Origin of the sequence: Catenulispora pinistramenti (genome assembly GCF_018274385.1) — a bacterium.
GTDB lineage: Bacteria > Actinomycetota > Actinomycetes > Streptomycetales > Catenulisporaceae > Catenulispora > Catenulispora pinistramenti.
On sequence record NZ_JAAFYZ010000381.1, the window covers coordinates 1 to 5404 of the forward strand.

Sequence of the window (5404 nt, forward strand, 5' to 3'; positions counted from 1 at the left end):
GTCGTGGTGGTCGGGGTCGCGGGGGCGGGACCGGCGGCGGCCGGTACTACGGACACGGAGGCCGCGATGCCCGGTGCGGCCGCGAAGAACGCAGACGGCGCCCGCGTCCGGTTCGACCGGTGGACCACCTGGGCCGACTTCCGGTGCGGCGAGTCCGACGGCGTGCTGCCGCTGCCGGGGCCGCGGCTCGGCGTGGTGCTGGCCGAGCCGGCCGGGACCACCTCCTACACCGACCCCTATCTCAACACCACCGCCGAATACGAGTACGCGACCTGGACGTCCCCGATCCAGCGGCTGGACTTCGGCGCCACCCAGCTGACCGCGCACTGGAACGCCGACACCCCGGTCGGGACGTTCCTGAAGGTGGAACTGCTCGCCGCGATGGAGGACGGGCACCGCGACACCTGGGTCATGGGCATCTGGGCCCACGACGACAGCGAGATCGACCGTACCTCGGTCAACGGCCAGAGCAACGCCTACGGCGAGATCGACACCGACACCTGGAACGCCGAGACCGGGCACTCGATGCGGTCCTACCAACTGCGCCTGACCCTGTTGCGGCGTACCGGATCGCGGGTCACGCCGCGGGTCTGGCAGATCGGCGCGACCGCGTCCATGGTCCCGGCCCGCACCACCGTTCCGGCCAGCACCCCCGGCCCGGCCACCGGCATCACGCTGGCGGTCAAGCCCTACGCGCAGAACGTCCACAGCGGCCAGTACGTGCAGTACGGCGGCGGCGGTGAGGCGTGGTGCAGCCCGACCTCGACCGAGATGGTGGTGGAGTTCTGGGGCAAGGGGCCGACCAAGGAGCAGTTGGCGTGGGTCGATCCCAGCTATGCCGACCCCTCGGTGGACGAGGCCGCGCGCTACAGCTACGACTACGGCTACCAGGGGACTGGTAACTGGCCGTTCACCTGCGCCTACGCCGCCTCCTACGGCCTGGACGCGATGGTGGTGCGGCTGAACTCGCTGACCGAGCTGGAGGTCCTGGTCGCCGCCGGGTTCCCGGTGGTGACGTCGCAGTCGTTCACGCTGGCCGAGAACGGCTACTACGCCAGCGACGGGCACCTGTGGTGCGTCATCGGGTTCACCGACACCGGGGACGTGATCGTGAACGACCCGGCCAGCAACAGCGATTCCGACGTCTACACGGTCTACCCGCGGCGGATGTTCGAGACCGTGTGGCTGCGGACCGACTACACGAAGGCCGACGGCACGCCGGGGTCCGGGTCGGGCGGCGTCGCGTACCTGATCAAGCCGCATGACAAGGCGCTGCCGGCGGTGGTCGACCCGCGGAACCCCAGCTGGCCTTCCGAACACTGGGGATGAGCTGATTGAGGCCCCGGCGTGGCGGGCGTCAGGGGCCTCAATCACTATTGATATGGCGGCCGGTTACACGGGCGGTCACACCGCCGCTTACGCCGCCGGGTTACGCCGCCGGGTTACGCCGGCAGTTCGATGGACAGCGCGTGGCGGAACAGGTTCCGCGGGTCCCAGACGGCCTTGATCTGCTGCAACCGCTGGTAGTTGTCCTTGTAGTAGAGCTCTGACCACGGCACACCCGAGGTGTTCCAGGCCGGGTCGGCGAGGTCCACGTCCGGGTAGTTGATGTAGGAGCCGTCGCTGACGTCGTTCGGGACCGGGACGCCACCGGTGGCGGCGTAGATGCTGCGGTAGTACTCCTGGATCCACTTGACGTTGGCGGCGTCGTCGGCCTCCGCCAGCCACGTGTTGGAGAAGACGGCCTTCATCACCACATCGCGCTGGGCCACGGCGGTCGCGTCCGGTGCCACCGCTTGGACCTGGCCGCCGTAGCCGATCAGCAGCATGGCGGCGGCCGACGGAGCGCTCTTGTCGGACAGGCCCGCGTAGATCGCGTGCAGTTGGTCGTCGGTGTAGGACTTCTTCAGGTAGGCGGCCTTGAGCTTGTAGCGGCGGAACAGCTTGTCGCCGCCCTCGCCGTCGCCGGGCCAGGTGGTCATGTGCAGCCAGGGCATGGGGCCGCCCTGCTGGACCACCGGCTGCGGGGCGCCGTCGGCCGTGATCGCCGCCAACAGGTCGTCGACCTGGCCCTTGATGTCCGGCAGGGCACCGTCGGCCTGGACCACGAGGGTGAAGGTGCCGTTGTTGATGTTGCCGATCTCCAGGATGGCGTACAGGCCGGTGCCGGGCGCGCCGGGGACGCTGTGCTGCTCGTGCCAGACGCCGAAGTTGTGCAGGAGCTTGGTGAAGACGTCCTCGGTCATGGAGGCGTCGAAACGCCATTCGGCCAGGAAGAAGTACATCTCGCCGGGGACCGGGGGCAGGAGCTTGGCGGGATCGGCGCCGGTCGCGCCCGGGGAGCGGAACCAGAAGCGGGTCACGACGCCGAAGTTGCCGCCGCCGCCCCCGGCGTGCGCCCACCACAGGCCGTGGTGCGGGTCGTCGGGCTCGCGGGTGGCGGTGACGACGCGGACCCGGCCGTCCTTGTCGACCACGACGACTTCCACGGCGTAGAGGTGGTCCACGACGGAGCCGTAGCGACGGGACAGGGGGCCGTAGCCGCCGCCGGTGAAGTGGCCGCCGGCGCCGACGTCCGGGCAGCCGCCGGCCGGGAGGGTGACGGCCCAGCCTTTGAACAGGGCGGTGTAGACCTCGCCGAGGCGGGCGCCGGGCTGGATGGAGAAGGCGCGCATGGCTCGGTCGTAGCCGACGGCGTTCATCGGGGACATGTCGAGCAGGACCTGGACGGCCGGGTCCGCGGTGAAGTTCTCGAAGCAGTGGCCGCCGCTGCGGGGCGCGATGCGCTTTCCGGCGCGGACGGCGTCGGTCACGGCGTGGACGACGTCTTCGGTGCTGGTGACGACGCGGACTTCGTCGGGCTGGCCGACGAAGCGGAAGTTGTCGCCGCGCAGGAGGCTGTCATAGCGGATGTCGCCGGGGGTGATGCGGACCGGGCCCAGTTCGGGGACGGTTGCGGCTTCGACGGCGGCTTCGGTGGCGGCGGCGGTTCCGGGTGCTTGGTCGGTCGCGGCGTCGGCCCGGTTGGTCGCGGCGTGGGCTTGGCCGGCCATGCCGACGCCGGCCAGCGCCACGGATCCGGCGGCGACCGTACCGGCCCGGCCGAGCAGACCGCGGCGGGTGATGCCGCTGGTCGAGGGGGCGTCCATGGGTACCTCACTCACTTGGTGGCAATTCCGATATCAGAGAACGTACATGGGCGCTCCCGTCTGTGACGGCGAACGCTTATGCTGCGGATATGACCGCCGACGCCGCCGACGCCGCCCCTGCGGCAGACCCCGACGACACCGACACCGGCACCGGCACCGCGCTGATCTCCGGCGCGCTGCGCAGCCGGGACGACGACCCCGCACCGTGGACGGTGGCCTGGGGGATGCTGCCGCCGGGCGTCGAGACGGTGCGGGTGACGTTCCGCGACGGCCGCCGCACCGAACCGGCCGCACGGGTCGGCGTCCTGGGCCGGCACTGGGCCGCCGAGGTCGCCGGACGCTTCGACAAGGTGCAGGTCACCGGCGGCACGGTGCGCGAGAGCGCGAAGGTCAGGACGCGGGAGAAGACGCCCACGCCGGGACGCTTCTCACGCAAGCGGAGCGTGCTGCCGCCGAGCGATCCGTTGGAGCGGATGAAGCACCATTGGGGGCTGGCCGCGGTCATTCTGCAGCCCGGGAGCGAGGACCGGCCGGTGCTGCCGGACATCCGGAGCGCCGGCGGGGATATGGCGTAGTTCGCCCAGATCGCATAGTTCACCCAGATTCCGCACGCCTCGATTCTGGCGGATCAGGCGGCGGGATCGGGGCAGATCGACGGGTGCGTCCGGGTGAGGTGTCGGACCGCCGCGCCAGATCAGACCGGGAACTCGATGTGCGGCAACACGGAGAGCCCGGGCCCGAAGCGCGGCGGAATCGCCGGCTCCGCCCCGGCCGCCACCACCGGCGGCTCGACGAAGTCGACCTCGAGCTCGGACCGGTGCAACGCCACCACATCGGCCGCGTCCGGCAACCCGGGCTGCTCCACGACCAGCAACGGCCGCTCCAGAACCGGCGACAGCAGCTCCAGCACATTGTCGACCGGCGCCGGCACCGCGGGCTGATGCAGGTCCAGCCCCGTCCACGGATCAGCCTTCGCGAACGCCGCCTGCCGAGCCCGCCGATCCGCCGCCCGCACCACGGTCGCGGCCGCGTGGATGGTGGCGATGACGTCGTCGGCGGTGGTGGGGAGCGCCACCACTCCGGAGGTGGGCATGGGCATCGCCAGGTCGGTGGTGGCCAGGTAGGCCGGGGTGGCTATGTCGGTGCTGGCGGTGGGGACCAGGTCGGTGCTGGCGGTGGGGACTGGGTCGGCGGAGGTCGGGTCGGCGGAGGTCGGGTCGGTGGAGGTCGGCTCGGCGGAGGTCGGGTCGGTGGAGCTGGCGGAAGCGGCTGCGGCGGCGCCGAAGCCGGCCTCAGCCTCGGCGGAGCTGGTGGCAGCCTCGGCGGAAGAGGCGCCGGTGGAGCTGGCTTCGGCAGAAGTGGCAGTGGCTGCGAGGGAGCTGGCCTCGGCGAAGTCAGCCTCGGTGGAGCTGGCGGCGGCTTCGGCGGGACTAGCCTCAGCCTCGGCAGAGTCAGCCTCGGTGGAGCTGGTGGCAATCTCGGCAGAGCCGGCTTCGGTGGAAGTAGCGGCGGCTGCGGAGTTGGCCTCAGCCTCGGCAGAGCTGGCCTCGCTGAAGCCGGATTCGGCGGAAGTGGCGCCGGTCTCGGCGGAGCTGGCCTCGGTGAAGGCGGCTTCGGCAGAGGCGGAGGTGGTTGGTGCGCTGTCGGAGTCAGCCGATTCGGCCGCGTTGGTGTCGGCATCGGCCTCAGTGATGGGGAGATCGGCGAGGTTCGTGGTGTCGGCCTCATCCGCGTCAGCGCGCACCGGCGCGAACGCGACCGTCGGCGCCTGCGCCGAGCCGGGCCGGGGACGCGTCACCTGCTTGATCGCTCCGACCGGCAGCGAAATGGTGGCCGTCGCGTCCGAACTGCTTTCGGCGACCGCCCGCTTCACCGCGCCGACGTTGAGCGTGACCGTGGAGATCGCATCCGAACCGCGTCCGGGACCTTCATCGCCACCGCTCGAACCAGCACCGTTGCTTGAACCGGCGCCATTGCTCGAACCAGCACCATTGCTTGAGCCGGCGCCGCTACTCGAACCAGCACCGTTGCTCGCGCTAGCGCCGTTGCTCGCGCTAGCACCGTTGCTTGAGCCGGCGCCGCCATCCGCCGCCTCGGCGGCAGCCGCCGCGGCATCCGCCCCGACAGCCTCAGCCCGCTCCACCGCCGTGAAGGCGACCGTATCCACCTCGGCGCTCGCCGATCGGGGCGGCGCCGGGGCGGCGTTCACCTCGACGGCGGGCAAATCGCGCGTGCCGGGGGCCGCCGTCGAGGTG

Annotated in this window: 4 protein-coding genes; 2 read left to right on the forward strand and 2 right to left on the reverse strand. The window is 71.2% G+C overall.

Going from position 1 to position 5404, the window contains the following annotated elements:
- The first annotated feature begins 3 nt into the window (after nucleotides 1–3).
- On the forward strand, nucleotides 4–1329 hold the full coding sequence (locus KGQ19_RS47230; protein WP_438801907.1) for a C39 family peptidase: 1326 nt from the start codon (nucleotides 4–6) through the stop codon (nucleotides 1327–1329).
- A 113-nt stretch (nucleotides 1330–1442) separates the two neighbouring features.
- Here KGQ19_RS47230 and KGQ19_RS47235 read toward each other — a convergent pair whose 3' ends face one another.
- Complete coding sequence (locus tag KGQ19_RS47235; protein WP_212021949.1) at nucleotides 1443–3149, reverse strand: FAD-binding oxidoreductase; 1707 nt, start codon at nucleotides 3147–3149, stop codon at nucleotides 1443–1445.
- A gap of 89 nt (nucleotides 3150–3238) precedes the next feature.
- On the opposite strand from KGQ19_RS47235, the gene KGQ19_RS47240 reads away from it, so the two are divergent.
- Entirely contained in the window at nucleotides 3239–3724 is a 486-nt protein-coding gene (locus tag KGQ19_RS47240; RefSeq protein ID WP_212021951.1) for a hypothetical protein, read from the forward strand.
- A gap of 119 nt (nucleotides 3725–3843) precedes the next feature.
- Here the strand turns inward: KGQ19_RS47240 and KGQ19_RS47245 are convergent.
- On the reverse strand, nucleotides 3844–5404 hold a 1561-nt coding region (locus KGQ19_RS47245), incomplete at its 5' end, for a hypothetical protein (RefSeq protein WP_212021953.1).